Origin of the sequence: Nocardioides lijunqiniae (genome assembly GCF_015024225.1) — a bacterium.
Taxonomy (GTDB): Bacteria; Actinomycetota; Actinomycetes; order Propionibacteriales; family Nocardioidaceae; genus Nocardioides; species Nocardioides lijunqiniae.
Map to the genome: position 1 here is coordinate 1 of NZ_JACJGM010000056.1, position 17,219 is coordinate 17,219.

15 protein-coding genes and 1 rRNA gene are annotated in these 17,219 nt (G+C 72.9%); 4 read left to right on the forward strand and 12 right to left on the reverse strand.

The window, feature by feature from the left end; all coding sequences use genetic code 11:
* The 11 genes from IRQ30_RS22215 to argC form a co-directional block, all read right to left on the reverse strand.
* Nucleotides 1-65 (reverse strand): 16S ribosomal RNA (locus IRQ30_RS22215); the annotation flags it as partial.
* A gap of 258 nt (nucleotides 66-323) precedes the next feature.
* Complete coding sequence (locus IRQ30_RS22220; protein WP_193615019.1) at nucleotides 324-914, reverse strand: DNA-3-methyladenine glycosylase; 591 nt, start codon at nucleotides 912-914, stop codon at nucleotides 324-326.
* Nucleotides 898-2,340, reverse strand: coding sequence for an argininosuccinate lyase (gene argH, locus IRQ30_RS22225; RefSeq protein WP_193615020.1), 1,443 nt, complete (start codon nucleotides 2,338-2,340; stop codon nucleotides 898-900). The genes IRQ30_RS22220 and argH overlap by 17 nt, the downstream gene beginning before the upstream one ends.
* On the reverse strand, nucleotides 2,340-3,767 hold the full coding sequence (gene argG, locus IRQ30_RS22230) for an argininosuccinate synthase (protein WP_193609967.1): 1,428 nt from the start codon (nucleotides 3,765-3,767) through the stop codon (nucleotides 2,340-2,342). Before argG ends, argH begins: the two co-directional genes overlap by 1 nt.
* Entirely contained in the window at nucleotides 3,764-4,318 is a 555-nt protein-coding gene (locus IRQ30_RS22235) for an arginine repressor (protein WP_193615021.1), read from the reverse strand. Before IRQ30_RS22235 ends, argG begins: the two co-directional genes overlap by 4 nt.
* The gene (argF, locus tag IRQ30_RS22240; RefSeq protein WP_193609965.1) at nucleotides 4,315-5,247 is read right to left on the reverse strand and encodes an ornithine carbamoyltransferase; all 933 of its coding nucleotides are present in this window, start codon (nucleotides 5,245-5,247) and stop codon (nucleotides 4,315-4,317) included. Before argF ends, IRQ30_RS22235 begins: the two co-directional genes overlap by 4 nt.
* On the reverse strand, nucleotides 5,244-6,425 hold the full coding sequence (locus tag IRQ30_RS22245; RefSeq protein WP_193615022.1) for an acetylornithine transaminase: 1,182 nt from the start codon (nucleotides 6,423-6,425) through the stop codon (nucleotides 5,244-5,246). The genes argF and IRQ30_RS22245 overlap by 4 nt, the downstream gene beginning before the upstream one ends.
* Nucleotides 6,422-7,345, reverse strand: a complete 924-nt coding sequence (gene argB / locus IRQ30_RS22250) for an acetylglutamate kinase (protein WP_193615023.1) — start codon at nucleotides 7,343-7,345, stop codon at nucleotides 6,422-6,424. Before argB ends, IRQ30_RS22245 begins: the two co-directional genes overlap by 4 nt.
* A complete protein-coding gene (argJ, locus tag IRQ30_RS22255) occupies nucleotides 7,342-8,493 on the reverse strand; it encodes a bifunctional glutamate N-acetyltransferase/amino-acid acetyltransferase ArgJ (RefSeq protein WP_193615024.1) in 1,152 nt (383 codons plus the stop codon). The genes argB and argJ overlap by 4 nt, the downstream gene beginning before the upstream one ends.
* Entirely contained in the window at nucleotides 8,490-9,005 is a 516-nt protein-coding gene (locus IRQ30_RS22260) for an ACT domain-containing protein (protein WP_193615025.1), read from the reverse strand. The genes argJ and IRQ30_RS22260 overlap by 4 nt, the downstream gene beginning before the upstream one ends.
* Nucleotides 9,002-10,036, reverse strand: coding sequence for an N-acetyl-gamma-glutamyl-phosphate reductase (argC, locus tag IRQ30_RS22265; protein WP_264674647.1), 1,035 nt, complete (start codon nucleotides 10,034-10,036; stop codon nucleotides 9,002-9,004). Before argC ends, IRQ30_RS22260 begins: the two co-directional genes overlap by 4 nt.
* Nucleotides 10,037-10,588: 552 nt before the next feature.
* Here argC and IRQ30_RS22270 point away from each other — a divergent pair.
* The 4 genes from IRQ30_RS22270 (at nucleotide 10,589) to IRQ30_RS22285 (ending at nucleotide 14,493) form a co-directional block, all read left to right on the forward strand.
* Complete coding sequence (locus tag IRQ30_RS22270; RefSeq protein ID WP_193615027.1) at nucleotides 10,589-11,389, forward strand: maleylpyruvate isomerase family mycothiol-dependent enzyme; 801 nt, start codon at nucleotides 10,589-10,591, stop codon at nucleotides 11,387-11,389.
* 31 nt (nucleotides 11,390-11,420) lie between these two features.
* Nucleotides 11,421-12,476: an L-glyceraldehyde 3-phosphate reductase gene (gene mgrA, locus IRQ30_RS22275; RefSeq protein ID WP_193615028.1), complete on the forward strand. Its 1,056-nt coding sequence runs from the start codon at nucleotides 11,421-11,423 to the stop codon at nucleotides 12,474-12,476.
* Nucleotides 12,477-12,559: 83 nt separating this feature from the next.
* The gene (locus IRQ30_RS22280) at nucleotides 12,560-13,654 is read left to right on the forward strand and encodes an ATP-binding cassette domain-containing protein (protein ID WP_193615029.1); all 1,095 of its coding nucleotides are present in this window, start codon (nucleotides 12,560-12,562) and stop codon (nucleotides 13,652-13,654) included.
* Nucleotides 13,651-14,493: an ABC transporter permease gene (locus IRQ30_RS22285; RefSeq protein ID WP_193615030.1), complete on the forward strand. Its 843-nt coding sequence runs from the start codon at nucleotides 13,651-13,653 to the stop codon at nucleotides 14,491-14,493. Before IRQ30_RS22280 ends, IRQ30_RS22285 begins: the two co-directional genes overlap by 4 nt.
* Nucleotides 14,494-14,529: 36 nt before the next feature.
* Here the strand turns inward: IRQ30_RS22285 and IRQ30_RS22290 are convergent.
* Nucleotides 14,530-17,219, reverse strand: a 2,690-nt coding sequence (locus tag IRQ30_RS22290) for an ATP-binding protein (RefSeq protein WP_193615031.1), incomplete at its 5' end; no start/stop codon positions are given.

Here is a 17,219-nt window from a genome sequence, read left to right on the forward strand (position 1 = left end):
TCGACTTGCATGTGTTAAGCACGCCGCCAGCGTTCGTCCTGAGCCAGGATCAAACTCTCCGTAGAAAATTCCAATCACTGACAAAAAACAAAACTGACAATTGCCAGAATCATTAATGCCGAAAAAAACAACCCACCATCAAAAGATGAGGGCATACAAACTAATTCATCGACTATGACACACTGTTGAGTTCTCAAGTATCAGACGCACACCGCTGAAGACCGTTTCCGGCCGCCGGTGGGGCTACTGGCTGCTCTCCCTCCGGACCCTCTCGGGCCGTTCTGGGGCAACCCGGAGAACATTACGGGCATCCCTGGGCTTCGTCAACTCGGGGGTCGCTTGGCGGGTCGGTAGGCCGACACGGAGGGCTCCCCCGGCGTCCAGAAGCGCCACGGACGGTCGGGCGCCTGGCGCAGCCCGACCCGGGGGCCGGCCTCCACCCGAGGGGGCGGCGTGCCCGGCTCGAGGGTGATCGGACCCCGCGTGAGGTCGGCCCCGTCGTCGCTCAGGGCGATCCCCAGGGCACGGCACAGCCGCGCCGGACCGCGGGCCAGGTCGCGGTCGCTGGAGCCGGGACGGCGGCTGCGCGCGACGTCGATCCCCTCGACGACCTCCCCCGCTCGCAGCAGGATGCCGGCGGCGGTCCCCTCCGGCCCGGCCACCGCGTTGGCGCACACGTGCATCCCGTAGGTGAAGTAGCAGTAGAGGCGCCCCGGGGGTCCGAACATCACCGCGTTGCGGCGGGTGGGCCCGCGGTAGGCGTGGGAGCCCGGGTCGTCGGCGCCGGCGTAGGCCTCGACCTCGGTCAGGCGCACCGCCACCTCGCCGTGGCGGAGCACGGCGCCGAGCAGCAGCGGCGCCACCTCCGGCGCCGGGCCGAGGAGGAGGCGCCCGAGGTCAGCCGAGGCGCTCACGCTGCGCCACGGCGCGCTCGTGGAGCTCCTGGAGCTGCTCGCGCACCCGCACGGGCGCCGTGCCGCCCCGTCCGTCACGGGAGGTCACCGAGCCCTCCACGGTGAGCACCGACCGGACGTCGGGCGTGAGGGCCGGCGAGATGGCGGCGAACTGATCGTCGGTGAGCTCGTGGAGCTCGACCCCGAGCTCCTCGCACCGCTGCACGCAGGAGCCGGCGACCTCGTGCGCCACGCGGAAGGGCACGCCCTCGCGCACCAGCCACTCGGCCACGTCGGTGGCCAGCGAGAAGCCCTGCGGCGCCAGCTCGGCCAGCCGGGCGGTGTCGAACGTGAGGGTCGCGACCATCCCGGAGAACGCCGGCAGCAGCACCTCCAGGGTGTCGACGGAGTCGAAGACCGGCTCCTTGTCCTCCTGCAGGTCGCGGTTGTAGGCCAGGGGCAGCGCTTTGAGCGTGGTCATCAGGCCGGTGAGGTTGCCCACCAGACGGCCCGCCTTGCCGCGCGCCAGCTCGGCGATGTCGGGGTTCTTCTTCTGCGGCATGATGCTCGAGCCCGTCGACCAGGAGTCGTGCAGCCGGACGAAGCCGAACTCACGCGTCGACCAGAGGATGACCTCCTCGGCCAGCCGGCTCACGTCGACGCCCACCTGGGCGGCGACGAAGGCGAACTCCGCCACGAAGTCGCGCGCGGCGGTCCCGTCGATGGAGTTGGCCGACGAGCCGGTGAACCCGAGCTCGGTGGCCACCCCGACGGGGTCCAGGCCCAGGCTGGAGCCGGCCAGCGCCCCCGAGCCGTACGGCGAGTCGGCGGCGACGCGTGCGTCCCAGTCGAGGAGCCGGTCGACGTCGCGCACGAGTGGCCAGGCGTGGGCGAGCAGGTGGTGCGCGAGGAGCACCGGCTGGGCGTGCTGCAGGTGCGTGCGACCGGGCATCACGACGTCGAGGTGGTCGCGGGCCTGCTGCGCGAGCACGTCCACCAGGTCGAGGACCAGCCCACCCACGACCCGGGCGTGGTCGCGCAGGAAGACCTTGAACAGCGTGGCGATCTGGTCGTTGCGGCTGCGCCCCGCCCGGATCCGGCCGCCGACCTCCGCGCCGACCTCGTCGAGCAGCAGGCGCTCCAGGGCGCCGTGCACGTCCTCGTCGGAGGGGTCGGGCCGCAGGTCGCCCGCGGCGTAGCGCTCCCCCAGCACGTCGCAGCCCCGCAGGAGCTCGGCGAGCTCGCAGTCGCTGAGCAGCCCGGCGCGGTGCAGCGCGCGGGCGTGCGCGCGCGAGCCCGCCAGGTCGTAGGGCGTCAGGCGCCAGTCGAAGTGCGTCGAGCGCGACAGCGCCTCGAGCTCGGGCGACGGGCCGCCGGAGAAGCGGCCGCCCCACAGCATGCCCTCGTTGGTGCCCTCCTGGGCGTCCCGGCGGGTGTCCTCGGCCATCAGTCGGTCCCGGACTCCATCGCGGCGCGGTCCAGCGCCTCGTCCTCGCTGGTCGCCTGCGGGTTGTAGGTGATCCGGTCGGCCCCGCCCGCCGGCAGCTCGCCGAACAGGGTGCCGTGCTCGACGAGCACCTGGCCCTGGTCGAGGGGCTGGTCGGCGTACATCTCCAGCTTGGCGCGCGAGTCGGCGATGTCGAGGTTGCGCATCGTCAGCTGTCCGATGCGGTCGGTCGGACCGAACACCGCGTTGTCGGTGCGCTCCATCGACAGCTTGTCGGGGTGGTAGGAGAACGCCGGCCCGTCGGTGCGCAGGACGGTGTAGTCCTCGCCGCGGCGCAGCCGCAGCGTCACCTCGCCGGTCACCAGCGAGGCGATCCAGCGCTGGATCCCCTCCCGCAGCATCAGCGCCTGCGGGTCGAGCCAGCGACCCTCGTAGAGCAGCCGGCCCAGCTGGCGACCCTGCGAGTGGTAGTTGGCGATCGTGTCCTCGTTGTGCACGGCGTTGAGCAGCCGCTCGTAGGCGATCCACAGCAGCGCCATCGCCGGCGCCTCGTAGATGCCGCGCGACTTGGCCTCGATGATGCGGTTCTCGATCTGGTCGCTCATGCCCAGGCCGTGACGGCCGCCGATGGTGTTGGCCTCGTGGACCAGCGCCACCGCGTCGTCGTACGTCGTGCCGTTGATGGCGACCGGGCGACCGGCGACGAAGCGGATCGTGACGTCCTCGGAGGCGATGTCGACCGCCGGGTCCCAGAACTTCACGCCCATGATCGGCTCGACGGTCTCGAGGGAGACGTCGAGGTGCTCCAGGGTCTTGGCCTCGTGGGTGGCGCCCCAGATGTTGGCGTCGGTGGAGTAGGCCTTCTCCTTGCTGTCGCGGTAGGGCAGGCCGCGCTCGGTGAGCCACTGGCTCATCTCGGTGCGGCCGCCGAGCTCGTGGACGAAGTCGGCGTCCAGCCACGGCTTGTAGATGCGCAGGTCGGGGTTGGCGAGCAGGCCGTAGCGGTAGAAGCGCTCGATGTCGTTGCCCTTGAAGGTCGAGCCGTCGCCCCAGATGTCGACGCCGTCCTCGTGCATGGCGCGCACCAGCATGGTGCCGGTCACGGCCCGGCCCAGCGGGGTGGTGTTGAAGTAGGTGCGCGAGCCCGAGCGGATGTGGAACGCGCCGCAGGCGATGGCCGCGAGGCCCTCCTCCACCAGCTGGGGGCGGCAGTCGACGGAGCGCGCGAGCTCGGCGCCGTACTCCATCGCACGGGCCGGGACGCCGGAGATGTCGGGCTCGTCGTACTGGCCGATGTCGGCGGTGTAGGTGCAGGGCACGGCGCCCTTGGCGCGCATCCAGGCGACCGCGACCGAGGTGTCGAGGCCGCCGGAGAAGGCGATGCCGACCCGTTCGCCGACGGGGAGGGTGGTCAGGACCTTGCTCACGTGGGTTCCTCTGTCTGGAGTGCGGTGGTGGTGGGAGGCGCGGGGACCTCGGCGAGGGCCAGGAAGCGCCGGGCGAGGTCCTCCCCGCCGGTGGGGTCGCGGCCGATCACCAGGACGGTGTCGTCGCCGGCGATGGTGCCGAGCACGTCGGGGAACTCGGCCTTGTCGAACGCCGAGGCGAGGAACTGCGCGGCGCCCGGAGGCGTGCGCAGGACCACGAGGTTGGCCGAGGAGTCGGCGCTGACGAGCAGGTCGCCGCAGAGCTTGGCCAGGCGCAGCATGGACGCGTGCGTCTCGCTCGGCGCCAGCGCGCGGCGGTCGCCGCCCTCGCCGGGCACGGCGTAGACGAGCGCACCCTTGCCGTCGCGGACCTTGACCGCCTCGAGCTCGACCAGGTCGCGCGACAGCGTCGCCTGGGTGACGTGCACGCCCTCCGCCGCCAGCAGGTCGGCCAGCTCGCCCTGCGAGCGCACCTCGCGGTGGGTGACCAGGTCGACGATCAGCTGGTGCCGGGCGTTCTTGGTGGCCGGGCGCAGGGCGGCGTCGCTCACGACGTGCCTCCCGCGGCGCCGACGAGGAAGGTCAGCACGGCCTTCTGGGCGTGACGACGGTTCTCGGCCTCGTCCCAGACGACGCTCTGCGGCCCGTCGAGCACCTCGCCGGCGATCTCCTTGCCGCGGTAGGCCGGCAGGCAGTGCAGGACGATCGCGTCCGGCTTCGCGTGGGCCAGCAGGTCGGCGGTGAGGCTGTAGTCGGCGAAGACCAGCTCGCGCGCGGCCGACTCCTCCTCCTTGCCCATCGAGACCCAGGTGTCGGTGACGACCACGTCGGCGCCGGTCACGGCGGCGACCGGGTCGTGGGTCGCGCTGACCGAGCCGCCGGCGTGGGAGGTGATGTCGGTAGCGCGCTGGAGCATCGCGTCGGAGGGCAGGTAGCCCTCCGGTCCGCTGACGACCACGTGCATGCCGGCGGTGGCGCCCGCCAGCAGCCAGGAGTTGCCCATGTTGCACGCGGCGTCGCCGACGAACGCCACCCGCAGCCCGGCGAGCTCGCCCCGGTGCTCCTGCACGGTCAGCAGGTCCGCGAGCAGCTGGCACGGGTGGAACAGGTCGGTCAGCGCGTTGACGACGGGGACGCCGGCGTGCTCGGCCATCTCCTCGAGGAACGACTGCTCGAAGGTGCGCCACACGATCGCCGAGGCCTGACGACCCAGCACCCGGGCCACGTCGGGCACGGACTCGCGCACCCCGATGCCGGCCAGGCTGCCGTCGACCAGCATCGGGTAGCCGCCGAGCTCGGCGATGCCGGCGGCGAACGACGCCTGGGTGCGCAGGGTCGGCTTGTCGAAGATCATCGCCACCGTGCGCGGGCCGGCGAGCGGCTTGGCGTCGTAGGGCGAGGCCTTGAGGTCGGCGGCCAGGCGCAGCACCTGGGCCTGCTCGTCGGGTCGCAGGTCGTCGTCGGCGAGGAAGTGCCTCACGAGCCCATCACTTCGTCCAGGATCGCCGGCCAGGCGGCGAGGAACGCGTCGGCGTCGTCCTGGGTGAGGACGAGCGGGGGCGCCAGCCGGATGCGCTGCGGGGTCGGGTTGTTGATGATGAAGCCGTGCGCCATCGCGGCGGAGGCCACGTCGGCGGAGACCTCGGCCGCGAGGTCGAGGCCGATGAGCAGCCCCTCCCCCCGCACCTCGCTCACCCGGGGGTCGGCGGCCAGGCCGTCACGGAGCCGTCGACCCAGCACGGTGACGTGCTCGAGCAGCCCGTCGTCCTCGATGGTGCGGATGACGGCGAGGGCAGCCGCGCAGGCGACCGGGTTGCCGCCGAAGGTCGTGCCGTGGTTGCCGGGCTCGAGCAGGCTGCCGCTCTCCCCCAGCCCGACGCAGGCGCCGATCGGGAAGCCCCCGGCGAGCCCCTTGGCCAGCGTCACGATGTCGGGGCGCACCCCGGAGGCGGCGTGGGCGAACCACGCGCCCGTGCGGCCCATGCCGGTCTGGACCTCGTCGAGCCAGAGCAGGGCGCCGTGCTCGTCGGCGACGGCGCGCGCGGCGGCGAGGTAGCCCTCGGGCGGCACGACGACGCCGGCCTCACCCTGGATCGGCTCCAGCAGGATCGCGGCCGTGCGGTCGGTGACGGCCGCGGCGAGCGCGTCGGCGTCGCCGTAGGGCACGAACGTGACGTCGCCGGGCAGCGGCTCGAACGGCGCCCGGTAGGCCTCCTTCGAGGTCAGCGCCAATGCGCCCATCGTGCGCCCGTGGAAGCCGCCGGCGGCGGCCACGACGTGGGTGCGGCCGGTGCGCCGGGTGAGCTTGAAGGCGGCCTCGTTGGCCTCGGTGCCGGAGTTGGTGAGGAACACCTTGCCGGGGCCGGCGCCCAGCAGCGCGAGCAGCTTCTCGGCCAGCTCGACCTGCGGTCCGGTCGCGAAGAAGTTGGAGACGTGGCCGAGCGTGGAGAGCTGGCTGGTCACGGCCTCGACGAGGGCGGGGTGCCCGTGGCCGAGCGCGTTGACCGCGATCCCGCCGAGCAGGTCGACGTACTCGGCGCCGTCGGCGTCCCAGACGTGCGCGCCCTGACCGCGCACGAGCGTGAGCTTCGGCGGGCCGAAGGTGTTCATGAGCGAGTCGGCGTACCGCTCGCCCCAGGTAGTCGCGTGGTCGCTCATGAGGGCGTGTCCCTGGCCTTCCGGGTCTTGGTCTCCACCCCGGGCAGCACCTGCGTGCCGACGCCCTCGTTGGTGAAGAGCTCCAGGAGGACGGCGTGCGGCTGGCGCCCGTCGACCACCGTCGCGCGGCTGACCCCGCCCCGGATGGCCTGCAGGCAGGCGCCCATCTTGGGCACCATGCCGCTGGCGAGGGTCGGCATCAGCTCGTCGAGCGACTCGGGGCTGATCTCACCGATCACGTCGTCGGAGCTGGGCCAGTCGAGGTAGAGCCCCTCGACGTCGGTGAGGACCAGCAGCTTCTCCGCGCCCAGGGCGACGGCGAGCGCGGACGCGGCGAGGTCGGCGTTGACGTTGTGGACCACGCCGTCGACGTCGGGCGCGACGCTGGAGACCACCGGGATGCGACCGGCCTCGATCAGGTCGAGCACCGACTCGGGGCGCACGTGGGCGACCTCGCCGACGAGCCCGAGATCGACCTCCTCGCCGTCGACGATCGTGTTGGTCTGCTCGGCGGTGAACAGCCCGGCGTCCTCTCCGGACAGGCCGACCGCCAGCGGGCCGTGGTCGTTGATGAGCCCCACGAGCTCGCGCTGGACCTGGCCCACGAGCACCATCCGCACGACCTCCATGGCCTCGGGGGTGGTGACGCGCAGGCCGCCCTTGAACTCCGACTCGATGCCGAGCTTGTCGAGCATCCGGGAGATCTGCGGGCCGCCGCCGTGCACGACGACCGGCTTGAAGCCGGCGAAGCGCAGGAAGGCGATGTCCTCGGCGAAGGCGCGCTTGAGGGTGTCGTCGGTCATGGCGTTGCCGCCGTACTTCACCACCACGATCTTGCCGTGGTAGGCCTTCAGCCACGGGAGGGCTGCGGCCAGGACGGCGGCCTTGGCGGGGTCGGGCTTACCGGGGGTCTGGGTCATGAGCTGTAGGCACTGTTCTCGTGGACGTAGGCGTGGGTGAGGTCGTTGGTCCAGACGGTCGCGCGGGCGTCGCCGGACTTGAGGTCGATGGTCACGCTGACCTCGCGGGGCGTGAGGTCGACCGCCGCGGGGTCGGCCGCCGGCGTCGAGCGGCGGCAGACCCAGACGCCGTTCATGGCGACGTCGAGGTCGGCGGGGTCGAACGCCGCCTGGGTGGTGCCGATGCTGGCGAGCACCCGGCCCCAGTTGGGGTCGTTGCCGAAGACGGCGGCCTTGAAGAGGTTGCTCCGGGCCACGCTGCGCGCGGCCTCGACGGCGTCGTCCTCGGAGGCGGCGTGGAGCACCGTGATCGCGATCTCGTGGTCGGCGCCCTCGGCGTCGCGCAGCAGCTGCATGGCGAGGTCGGAGCAGGCCTGGGTCAGGGCGTCGGTGAAGTCGGGCAGCGGCGGGGTGATGCCGCTCGCCCCGCTGGCCATCACGGTGACGGTGTCGTTGGTGGACATGCAGCCGTCGGAGTCGAGCCGGTCGAAGCTGACCCGGGTCGCCGCACGCAGCGCGGTGTCCAGGTCGGCCGCGGGCACGACCGCGTCGGTGGTGAGGACCACCAGCATCGTCGCCAGCTGCGGCGCCAGCATGCCGGCGCCCTTGGCCATGCCGCCGATGGACCAGCCGGCGCCCTCGACCACGACCTGCTTGCTCACCGAGTCGGTGGTCATGATGGCGGCCGCGGCGTCGGCACCGCCGTCGGTCGCGAGGGCGGCGTGCGCCGCGTCGACGCCGGCGAGCAGCTGCTCGCGGTCGTTGGCCAGGCCGATCAGCCCGGTGGAGCAGACGACGACGTCGCCGGCTCCGATGCCGACCGCGCCGGCGACCCGCTCCGCCACCGCGTGGGTGGTCTGGAAGCCGTCGGGACCGGTGTAGCAGTTGGCGCCGCCGGAGTTGAGGACGACGGCGCGCACGACGCCGTCCTTGACCACCTCCTGGCTCCAGAGGATCGGGTTGGCCTTGCAGCGGTTGGCCGTGAAGACGCTGGCCGAGTCGTAGGTGGGCCCGTCGTTGACGACGAGGGCCAGGTCCTGGGCGCCGGTGGACTTCAGTCCGGCGGCGACGCCGGCGGCGCGGAAGCCGGCGGGGGTGGTGACGGTCATTTCTTGCTCTTCCGGGGTGGCTTGGTGACGGGGACGGCGAGGTTGACGGTGTGCCCCCGTCGTCGCCACGCCTCCGCCGCGTCCTCGGCCCTGGCCACGGGCACCAGGATCCAGTCGGTGTCGTACGTCGAGATGGTGAACACGCTGATCTCGGCCTCGGCCAGCGGCACCAGCAGGCCCGCCAGGACCCCGGTCAGGCTGAGGTCCAGCTGGCCCATCACCGCGAAGGCGGTCATGCCCTTGTGCGCCACCTGCTTGGTCGGCACGTTGCGGCCGGCGCAGACCAGCGAGGTCTCGGTCGCGGTCGCGGTGATCGAGAACAGCGAGGACGACTCCGCCCACTCCGGGATCTCGGCCCCCGGCGGCAGCTTGACCACGGCGAGCTTCTCCGGGAACTGCTGCAGCTCGTAGGTAGGCGTCTCGGGGAGGCTCAGGATCGCGTCGTCGCCGGCCACCTCGTCGCCCGTCCCCTCGTGCTGGTCGGTGGTGGGCGTGCCCTGGTCGTCGGTCATGGTGCGATCCCTACGGTGGTGAGGCCGAGGCTCTCGTCGAGCCCCAGCGCGAGGTTCATGCACTGGACGGCGGCGCCGCCCGTGCCCTTGGCGAGGTTGTCCACGGCCCCGACCGCGACCAGGCGGCCCGCGACGGGGTCGACGGTCACCTGCACGTGGACGGCGTTGGAGCCGACCACCGACTTGGTCTGGGGCCACTGGCCGGCCGGCAGCACGTGGACGAACGGCTCGTCGGCGTACGCGGCGACGTAGGCGGCGTGCGCCTGCTCGGCCGACACCTCGCCGCGCAGCGGCGCGGAGCAGGTGGCGAGGATGCCGCGCGGCATCGGCACCAGCAGCGGCGTGAAGCTGACGCGCACGGTGCCGTCGGCCAGCGGCGTGAGGTTCTGGGTGATCTCCGGCGTGTGCCGGTGGCCGCCGCCGACGCCGTAGGCGCTGGCGTTGCCCATGATCTCGCTGCCGAGCAGGTGCGGCTTGGCGGCCTTGCCGGCGCCGCTGGTGCCGGAGGCGGCCACGACGACGACGTCGGGCTCGACCAGGCCGGCGGCCAGGGCCGGCGCGAGCGTGAGCGTGGAGACGGTCGGGTAGCAGCCGGGGACCGCGATCCTCGTCGCGGACGCGAGAACCTCGCGCTGGCCGGGCAGCTCGGGCAGGCCGTAGGGCCAGGTGCCGGCGTGGGTGCCGCCGTAGAAGCGCTCCCACTCCCCCGCGTCCTGGAGCCGGAAGTCGGCGCCGCAGTCGATGACCACCGTGCTCTGCGGCAGCTGCGCGGCGATCTCGCCGGACTGACCGTGCGGCAGCGCGAGGAAGACCACGTCGTGGCCCCCGAGCGTGTCGAGGTCCGTCGGCGCGAGCACCCGGTCGGCCAGCGGCACGAGGTGCGGCTGGAGCGGGCCGAGCAGCTCGCCGGCGTTGCTGCCGGCGGTGAGCGCGCCGATGCGCGCCTCGGGGTGGCCCAGGAGGAGGCGCAGCACCTCACCCCCGGCGTAGCCGGAGGCGCCGGCGACCGCAACCGTGAACGTCATGTGCATGACTATACAGATCTCTGCATGTTCATGTGAACCGGGGTGGGTGGACGCGGAGTCGCGCCCGTGGACGCCGGTGGCCAGATTCGCCGGTCGACCGGCGAAACTCACGCTGCCGCGGTGAAGCTTCCTACCCGAAGCGGGAGATTCGCCGGTCGACCGGCGAAACTCACGCCTGACTGACGAAGTTCCAAGCGGTCGCGGATCGGTCATCAGCGTCGGCAGTTGCGTCCTCGGGCGAGCCTGGCCGCGCTCGATCACCCCGAGGTGACGACCAACTGCCGACGCTGAGTGTCGGTAGACGCACCACCAGTCACACCAGCCCCGACAAGGGGTTGCCGCGCTTGTGCGGGCACTTGTGGGGGCCTCGACGTTCGCTCGTCGCTGGCGCTCCTCGCTGCTCGACCACCGACAGGCTCGTTGGGACCGGTCAGTGACCGGCTTGACCGACGAAACTCACGCCCGACCGATGAAGCTTCAGCGGCCAAGGTCCAGAAACGCCGGTCGACCGGCGAAACTCCCGCGACGACCGTCCCCGCCGCGTTCTACGTTGTCGAGATGACCCGACTCGGCTTTCCCGACTACCTCGAGCACCTGCGTCGCGACTCGGCACGCTTCCGTGACGTCCTGGCCGGCTGCGACCCACGGGCGCGGGTGCCGGCGTGCCCCGACTGGGACGCCTCCGACCTGCTCTGGCACCTGGCCGGGGTGCAGCGCTTCTGGGCCGGGCGCATCCGCGCGCGACCGGCTGCGCCCACCGACGCCGACTTCGCCGAGCAGCCGACCCGGCCGTCGTCGTACGACGCGCTGCTGGACTACTTCGACGAGCACTCCGCCGACCTGGTCGCCCAGCTCTCGGCCACCGACCCCGCCGAGCCGGCCTGGTCGTGGGCTCCGGAGCAGACCGTCGGGTTCACGTTCCGCCGCCAGGCCCACGAGGCGCTGATCCACCGGCTGGACGCCGAGCAGGCGGCCGGACAGGTCACCGACCTGGACCCGGCGCTCGCCGCCGACGGCGTCGCGGAGCTGCTCGACGTCATGTACGGCGGCGAGGCGCCGGCGTGGGGCCGCACCGACCTCGGCGACGCGCTCGTGCGCGTCGAGATGACCGACGTCGGTGAGTCGCTCTTCGTGCGGCCCGGCACGTTCCACGGCACCGACCCGGAGTCCGGCAAGGTCCACGACGGACCCCACCTGCTGCTGGTCGATCCGGGCGAGGCCGCCGCCCTGGTGCGCGGCCGCGCCGCCGACCTCGACGCGTGGCTGTGGAAGCGCCGCGGCGCCGACGGGATCGAGGTGAGCGGCGACCGCGGCGCCTACGACGCGATGGTCGCGGCCGTCAGCGAGCCTCTCGACTGACCTCCCGCCGGGCGTGCGGCAGGATCGGTGCATGACCACGCCCGAGCCCTACCGCGCCGCCGACGACCGCTACGACGCCCACGCCTACCGCCGCTGCGGCCGATCCGGCCTGAAGCTGCCGGCGGTGTCCCTCGGCCTGTGGCACAACTTCGGCGACGACAAGCCGATCGAGACCCAGCGCGCCATCCTGCGCCGCGCCTTCGACCGCGGCGTCACCCACTTCGACCTGGCCAACAACTACGGCCCGCCCTACGGCTCGGCGGAGACCAACTTCGGCCGGATCTTCCGCGACGACTTCCGCCCCTACCGCGACGAGCTCGTCATCTCCACCAAGGCCGGCTACGACATGTGGCCGGGCCCGTACGGCGAGTGGGGCTCGCGCAAGTACCTTCTCGCCTCGCTCGACCAGAGCCTGACCCGCATGGGCCTCGACCACGTCGACATCTTCTACAGCCACCGCTTCGACCCCGAGACCCCGCTCGAGGAGACGATGGGCGCGCTCGCCACCGCCGTGCAGTCGGGCAGGGCGACCTACGCCGGCATCTCGTCCTACTCCGCCGAGCGCACCCGCGAGGCGGCCGCGCTGCTGCGCGAGATGGGCGTGCCGCTGCTCATCCACCAGCCGTCGTACTCGATGCTCAACCGGTGGGTGGAGGAGCCGTCCGAGGACGGCGCCTCGCTGCTCGACGTGCTGGGCGAGGAGGGCGTCGGCTGCATCGCCTTCTCGCCGCTGGCGCAGGGGATGCTCACCGACCGCTACCTCGACGGCATCCCCGCCGACTCCCGCGCCGCCCAGGGCAAGTCGCTCGACCCCTCGCTGCTGACCGACGAGGCCGTGGCGCACGTGCGCCGGCTCCACGAGATCGCCCAGGGCCGGGGGCAGTCGCTGGCGCAGCTCGCCCTGGCCTGGGTGCTGCGCGACGCCCGCGTGACCTCGGTGCTGATCGGCGCCAGCAGCGTCGCCCAGCTCGACGACAACCTCGCGGTCCTGGACAACCTGGAGATCAGCGACGAGGAGCTCGCCGCCGTCGAGCAGGACGCCGTCGACTCCGGCATCAACCTGTGGGCGACCTCCTCCGACGCCTGACGCTGCGCTGCTGCGGAGGCGGGTGCGAGGCCGTGAAACCGGTGTGAAGGCGTCCTGAAACCGGCTCGCCCCACGCTGGTGCCATGACCACATCCCACCCCTCCGACGGCGGGCACGAGCCCGCCGTCCAGGCCACCGGCCTGGTGAAGACCTTCGGCACCAACCGCGCCGTGGACGGCATCGACCTCGAGGTCGTCCGCGGCGAGGTCTTCGGCGTCCTGGGGCCGAACGGCGCCGGCAAGACGACCATGCTGCAGATGCTGGCGACGCTGCTGACGATCGACGCCGGCGAGGCGCGCGTCTTCGGCCAGGACGTGCGCCGCCAGCCCCACGTCGTCCGGCAGCTCATCGGCGTCACCGGCCAGTACGCCTCGGTCGACGAGAACCTCACCGCCTCCGAGAACCTCCTGCTCTTCGGCCGCCTGCTCGGCCTCGGCAGCCGTCGGGCACGCGTCGTGGGCGCCGAGCTGCTGGGCCAGTTCGGGCTCGAGGACGCCGCCGACCGGCCGATCTCGCAGTTCTCCGGTGGCATGCGGCGCCGCCTCGACCTGGCGGTCAGCCTGATCACCCGCCCGCCGCTGATCTTCCTCGACGAGCCCACGACCGGGCTCGACCCGCGCACCCGCGGCCAGATGTGGGACACGATCCGCACGCTGGTCGGCGAGGGCTCGACGGTGCTGCTCACCACCCAGTACCTCGACGAGGCCGACCAGCTCGCCCACCGGATCGCCGTCATCGACCGCGGCCGCAAGGTCGCCCAGGGCACCCCCGACGAGCTCAAGAGCCAGGTCGGCAGCTCGACGCTCCAGCTGCGGCTCGCGGACCCGACGCGCACGGCCGCCGCGGTCGACGTCGTACGCCGGGTGGCCGGCGACGAGCCGGTGCTGACCCCCGAGGCGGGTGGCATCAACGTCCCCATGCGCGACGCGAACCTCGCCGCCGACGTCCTCATCGGCCTGCGCAGCGAGGACCTGCTGATCACCAGCGCGACGGTCCAGAAGCCCACGCTCGACGAGGTGTTCATGGCGCTCACCGGCCACGGCGCCGAGGACACCGGCACCGACGGCACCGACGGCACCGACGGGACCGACGGTGCCGTCGACCACGACACCCCCGACTCCCCCGACTCCCCCGGTCGGGACGACCGGCACGACCGAGACCTGGAGACCGTCCGATGAGCACCACCCTGGAGCACCCGAGCACGCTGACCGTCAGCCAGACCCTGTCCGGCGTGGACGCCCTGCCGGCGCACCCCTCGCTGGCCGAGACCCTGAGCCAGACGCTGGCGCTGGCCTGGCGGGCGACGATGAAGATGCGGCGCAACTTCGAGCAGATGTTCGACGTCACCATCCAGCCGATCCTGTTCACCGCGATGTTCGCCTACATCTTCGGCGGCGCGATCTCCGGCGACGTCGACGCCTACCTGCCGCTGATCATCACCGGCCTGATCGGCCAGACCGTCCTGACGGCCTGCATCGCCACCGGCGTGCAGCTGCGCGAGGACATGGACAAGGGCGTCTTCGACCGGTTCAAGTCGCTGCCGATCGCCCGGATCGCCCCGCTCGCGGGGCCGATGCTGGCCGACATGCTGCGCTACCTCATCGCCTCGGTGCTGACCTTCACCGTCGGCATCGCCATGGGCTACCGGCCCGGTGGCGGCGTGCTCGGTGTGGCCGGCGCGATCGTGCTGGCGGTGCTCGCCGGCTGGTCGCTGGCGTGGATCTTCGCGTGGTTCGGCACCATCGGCCGCAACGCCCAGGGCGTCCAGGGGATCTCGATGATGGTGATGTTCCCGCTGACGTTCCTGTCCAACGCCTTCGTCCCGACCGAGACCATGCCGGGGTGGCTGCGGGCCTTCGCGGACGCCAACCCGGTCTCGCTGGTCATCAACGCCATCCGTGACCTCGCCAACGAGGGCGCCGTCACCGCCCACGTCGGCTGGGCAGCGCTGGGCCTCGCGGTGGTCGTCGCGATCTTCGCGCCGCTGACGGTGCGCTCCTACTCGCGGCGCATGTAGGGAGAGGTGGGCGGCGCCCGGCCCGAGCCACCCCGGCTAGAGCGTCGCCACCAGGTCGCGGGTCTCGTCGAGCAGGTCGGGGCCGCGGCGCCCGCCGTAGCCGGCGAGGACCCGGTCGAGCTCGCCGGGGGCGACCCGGTCGGCCAGCTCCGCGATCGGGTCCCACGCGAGGCTGGGCGAGTAGCGGCTGTAGGAGAAGAGCCGGGCCAGGACGACCAGGCGGACGCCGTCGGTCGGCGGCAGCGACTCGCGCAGGAGGCCCCACGCGCCGAGGGCGAAGACCAGCATCCCGGCGGTGGGGTACTCCAGCGGCTGCCGCTCGGGCTCCAGCACCAGCTGGGCCTTGAGCCGCACGGTGTCCAGGAGGTCGCGGCCCTCCTCGCCCCGACCGTGCCGGGCGTAGGCGACGGCGGCGGCGGTCTCGCCGAAGATGGTCCACGGCTCCAGCCCCGTGGGCTTGCCCAGACCCGGGAAGGAGACGCCGCGCAGCTCCTCGACGGTCGTGCGGAACAGCCCGAGACCTCGGGTCGTCTCGCCGCGGGCCAGCTCGAGCTCGGCCTTGCAGGCGGTGATGATCACGCCCGACCCGAAGCCGGCGGTGTTGTAGCGCTCGAGCTCGCTGATCTGGTCCACGATCTGCTGGGCCTCCTCGAAGCGCCGCGCCTCGATGGCGGCGTTGGCGAGGACGGAGCGGGTCGAGATCGCGTCGTCGTAGGCCTGGAGGCGGTCGAGCACCGGGATCGCGGCCAGGGCGTGCGAGGCCGCCTGCTCGGCGTTGCCGATCTGCGCGTGGAGGCCGGCGAGCTGGGTCTCGACCAGCGTGCGGTTCCAGGGCCCGTCGTCCTCGCTCCAGAGCGTCAGCGACCGCTCGGCGAGCTCGATGGCGCCCGCGATGTCGCCCTCCCCCTCGCTGCGGTGCATGGCCCACTGGTGCGCCAGGGCGGCCAGGTGGCGCTCGGGCGACTCCAGCAGGGGGCGCGCCTCCGGGACCGGCCACGTGGGGTCACCCGGCGCGTACAGGCGCATGACGGCTACCACCGCCCGGGTCGCGGGCTGTCGCGCGACGTCCCCGTAGTCGTCCAGCAGTGCCCGGCAGGCCGGGGGGATGTCGGCCATCGCGATCATCGTGTTGGTCGCCAGGATCGCCGCGGCCCCCAGCGCGTCCTCGACCTCCTCGGGGGTCGGCTCCCAGCCGGCCAGCAGCTCGTCGACGGCGGCGCACAGGGCGAGCAGGCGCGGGTGCTCGCCCTTGACGTTCCAGTAGTGACCCAGCGAGGCGACCAGCCGCAGCGCGGTCGCCCGCTGCGCCGTCGCCAGCGACAGCCGCAGGACGTCGGCGAGGTTGCCCTCCTCCCGGGCCAGCGCGTCCATCGTCTCGAACTGGCGCGCGGAGAACAGGTCGTCGAGCACGTCGGCGGTGTAGCCGCGCGCCCAGGCCAGCTGCGCCGCCACCGCGTCCGGCTCGTGGCCGGACTCGACCAGCCGGTGCCGCCCGAACTCGCGCACCGTCTCGAGCATCCGGTAGCGCACCGAGCCGCCGGCCTCGACGACGCTCAGCAGGGACTGGTCGACCAGGGTCTGCACGGCCGCGAGGGCGTCGCCGGGCAGGACCGTCTCCGCGGCCTCGAGCGAGAAGCCGTCCTGGAAGACCGAGAGCCGGGCGAGCGCGTCGCGCTCGGGGGGCGCCAGGAGGTTCCACGACCAGTCGATGACGCCGAGCAGGGTCTGGTGCCGGTCGGGCTTGCTGCGGTCGGCGCCGCTGAGCAGCCGGAACCGGTCGTCGAGGCGGGCTGCGACGTCCTCGACCGACATCGCCCGCACCCTGGCCGCCGCCAGCTCGAGCGTCAGGGGGAGCCCGTCCAGGCGCGCGACCACGCGGCGTACGGCGTCGTCGTCCAGCGCCACGCCGGGCCGGGCGGCTCGGGCGCGCTCGGCGAAGAGCTGCGTCGCGGCCGCCTCGTCGAGCTGGGCCAGCGGGAACACCCGCTCGGCGGCAATGCCCAGGGGCGCGCGCGTCGTGGTGAGCACCCGCAGCCGGCCGCACGTCGCCACCAGGAAGGCGACGAGGTCGGCGACGGCCTCCACGACGTGCTCGCAGTTGTCGAGGACCAGCAGCGTCGGGGCCTGGTCGAGCTGGGCCGCGAGCAGGGCGCGGACGTCGCCGCGCTGCTCGGCGCTGAGCACGCGGCGCCCGCTCACCGAGTCGCGGACCCCCAGCGCGGAGGCGACCTCGACCACGACGTCCTCGGGCGAGGTCACGCCCACGAGCTCGACGAAGTGGACGACCGGCTGCTCCGCCTCGCGCCCGAGGAGGTGCGCGAGGCGGGTCTTGCCGAGCCCGCCCGGACCCAGGATGGAGGTCACCCGCGCCTCGCGGACGGCGGCCCGCAGCGCGCGCAGGTCGTCGTCGCGGCCCACCAGCGAGGTGGACTCGAAGCGCAGCCCCACCCGCACGGGGCTGTCGGCGGCGAGGAGCTCCGCGTGCACCGCCTGGAGCAGCGGGCCGGGGTCCACGCCCAGCTCCTCGGCCAGTCGGCTGCGGTGGGCCTCGTAGCGCAGCAGGGCGGCCGGGGCGCCGTGCACCGCCAGCTCGCTGCGCAGCAGCGCCGCCGTGGTGGCCTCGTCGGGCAGCGGCAGGCCGGTGAGGTGGCGCAGCGCCTCGGCGTGGTCACCGAGCAGCGACGACGCCCGGCCGAGCACGGCGCGCGCGGCGGCGACCCGCTCGC

What these genes read in the sequence shown, in the direction of transcription:
- argH (WP_193615020.1), bottom strand. Translation starts at nt 2,340, where the DNA reads ATGGCCGAGGACACCCGCCGGGACGCCCAGGAGGGCACCAACGAGGGC.
- IRQ30_RS22245 (WP_193615022.1), bottom strand. Translation starts at nt 6,425, where the DNA reads ATGAGCGACCACGCGACTACCTGGGGCGAGCGGTACGCCGACTCGCTC.
- argB (WP_193615023.1), bottom strand. Translation starts at nt 7,345, where the DNA reads ATGACCCAGACCCCCGGTAAGCCCGACCCCGCCAAGGCCGCCGTCCTG.
- argJ (WP_193615024.1), bottom strand. Translation starts at nt 8,493, where the DNA reads ATGACCGTCACCACCCCCGCCGGCTTCCGCGCCGCCGGCGTCGCCGCC.
- IRQ30_RS22260 (WP_193615025.1), bottom strand. Translation starts at nt 9,005, where the DNA reads ATGACCGACGACCAGGGCACGCCCACCACCGACCAGCACGAGGGGACG.
- argC (WP_264674647.1), bottom strand. Translation starts at nt 10,036, where the DNA reads ATGCACATGACGTTCACGGTTGCGGTCGCCGGCGCCTCCGGCTACGCC.
- IRQ30_RS22270 (WP_193615027.1), top strand. Translation starts at nt 10,589, where the DNA reads ATGACCCGACTCGGCTTTCCCGACTACCTCGAGCACCTGCGTCGCGAC.
- mgrA (WP_193615028.1), top strand. Translation starts at nt 11,421, where the DNA reads ATGACCACGCCCGAGCCCTACCGCGCCGCCGACGACCGCTACGACGCC.
- IRQ30_RS22280 (WP_193615029.1), top strand. Translation starts at nt 12,560, where the DNA reads ATGACCACATCCCACCCCTCCGACGGCGGGCACGAGCCCGCCGTCCAG.
- IRQ30_RS22285 (WP_193615030.1), top strand. Translation starts at nt 13,651, where the DNA reads ATGAGCACCACCCTGGAGCACCCGAGCACGCTGACCGTCAGCCAGACC.